Origin of the sequence: Mycobacterium sp. E183 (assembly GCF_001667735.1) — a bacterium.
Taxonomy (GTDB): Bacteria; Actinomycetota; Actinomycetes; order Mycobacteriales; family Mycobacteriaceae; genus Mycobacterium.
Genome location: NZ_LZJN01000086.1, coordinates 1 through 2,113, shown reverse-complemented (window position 1 = coordinate 2,113; position 2,113 = coordinate 1). Strand labels below are relative to the sequence as shown.

The following is a 2,113-nucleotide window of genomic DNA, read 5'->3' as shown; positions in this document are numbered from 1 at the left end:
GTAGAGGCCTGCGGGGCCGCGGTCGTCGTGGCGGTGGTGGCCGCCTTTTGCGCGACGTTGGCCGCGTTGCCGGCGGAAGTGTTGGCCGCCGCGTTGGCCACCGTGCTGGCCTGGGTGGTGGTGCCCGCGTCGTTGGTCACCTTCGGGGCGGCCTGGAACTGGGTGATGCCCTTGGTCGCCGCCGTGGACTGCACCGAGTAGTTGGCCATCGCCCCGGCATCCTGGGCCCAAAACTCGCCGTACTGGGCCTCCAACTGCGCGATCGCCCCGGTGTTCTGCCCGATCACGTTGGTGGCCTGCAACTGCTGCACCAACGCCCGGTTGGCCGCGATCACCGGCGGAGGCACCACCGCGGCGAACGCCGCCTCATAAGCCGCCGCCGCCGCGGCGGCCTGCACCGCGGCCTGCTCGGCCTGCGCCGCCGTGCTGGCCAGCCACTCCGCATACGGGGTGGCCGCGGCCGCCATCGCCGCCGAGGCCGTGCCCGCCCACTCCTCACTGGCCAGCTGAGTCACCACATTCTGATAACTCAACGCAGCCGACTGCAGCTCCGCGGCGATCGCATTCCACGCCGACGCCGCCGTCATCAACGACCCCGACCCCGGACCGGCATAAATCCGCGCCGAATTAACCTCCGGCGGAAGCGCCCCAAAATCAAACACGAATTACTCCTTAACCTTGGCCGCTTGGCTCGGGTATTGACTGACGATAAATCGGTGACGGCGGGTCGCCTGGGCGCCCGACCCCCGCAGCGTGGGCGGCCGCCGGTGCGCGTAGGCCTATGGGTCGTTCCTGCCGCGCGCCGCGGCAGGGTTGATCAGTCATCGGGCCGCTGGTCGCTTGCCGGCCATGAGCTGGAGCGAGGCGTTCGTCGCGACCGCGTGGTCCGACGCCGTGGTCGAGCCCGGGCCGCAGCGCTGTCCTGGGGACCGGGTTCGAGCGTGGCGCCAGCCGAATAAAATCCCGCCGCGGATAAGTGAAATGGTCAGCACTCATGTCGTCCCGCTATCCGGCCGATGGGGGTCGGGTTAGGACGCTGTAGCGGAAGCCGTATTTGTGGGAGTAGCCCGCGGCGGCGCCGGCGCGGCGGCCCATGACGCCGGTGGGCATGCCGCGCAGCAGGGCGTTGCCCGGGGGGTTGCCGGCCGCGCCGGCCTGCACCGGCAGCGCCTCGGCCTCGGCGTTGGCCGGGCTGACCGCCGAGGTCAGCGTGGCCCACTGCTGGGGCACCGACAAACCCCCGACTTGGGTTGCCTGCCCGGCACCGGCCGAGACGACGTTGCTGCTGAGGCTGCCCAGGTTGCCCAGGCCCAACTGGGCGAACTGCGGCGTCGGGAACCACGCACCACCGGCACCAGCCGTGGTACCACCGGGACCCGACACCAACTGCTGAGCCAACTGCGACCAAAACGCCACGATGCCGTTGGAGAAGTAGGCCAGGCCCGTGTTCTGCTTGAGCATCACGGTGTAGAAGGTGGGGCTTAGCCCCAGGTAATTGTTGGTCGGCGTGGGCAGCCCACTTTGGGTGAAGTTCTGGATCGCGCTCGTTAGCCAGGTAAACGGCCCGGTCTGCGACGTCGGGGTGGTCACCTGCGGAGCCGCGGTGGTGACCAATTGCGTGCTCGCCAACTGCGAAGCGACCGTCTGGGCGGTGTTGCCCGCGGGCTGCTGAGCGGCCTGGGTCACCGCCAACGCCTGCTCGGCCACCCCATCAGGAGTCGTGGTGTTCGGCGGTGGTGCCGTTTGTGAGTTGGCTTTCTGCGGTGGCGGGGTTGGCCGAGGACACGGCCAGTCAGGGTCGGGCGGCTGCGGCGGCGTTTGAGGCGGCGTTTGCGATGACGGTGCCGCCGCCGGTGATTGCGGCTAATCGGGTGTTGTTGGCGACGTTGGTCGCGACGAATTTCTTCGGGCAGAACACGCCGGCGATCATGGCGACCGAGGCGCAGTACATGGAGATGTGGGCCCAGGATGCGGCGGCGATGTATGGCTATGCGGCGGCTTCGGCCACGGCCTCGCAGTTGGCGCCCTTTGATGCCCCGCCGAACACCACGACTCCTGATGGGGTGGCCGAGCAGGCGTTGGCGGTGACCCAGGCCGCTCAGCAGCCCGCGGG

General features: G+C 69.4%; 1 protein-coding gene and 2 pseudogenes. 1 reads left to right on the top strand and 2 read right to left on the bottom strand.

Features of this window, described 5'->3' with window-relative positions:
• Together A5691_RS08660 and A5691_RS08655 are read right to left on the bottom strand one after the other, a co-directional pair.
• Window positions 1–662: PPE family protein (locus A5691_RS08660; RefSeq protein ID WP_156734775.1), on the bottom strand; the 662-nt coding region annotated here is incomplete at its 3' end.
• A 343-nt stretch (window positions 663–1,005) separates the two neighbouring features.
• Window positions 1,006–1,749, bottom strand: a pseudogene (locus A5691_RS08655) (PE/PPE C-terminal domain-containing protein); the annotation flags it as partial.
• Here A5691_RS08655 and A5691_RS08650 point away from each other — a divergent pair.
• Window positions 1,725–2,113, top strand: a pseudogene (locus tag A5691_RS08650) (PPE family protein); the annotation flags it as partial. The pseudogenes A5691_RS08655 and A5691_RS08650 overlap by 25 nt on opposite strands.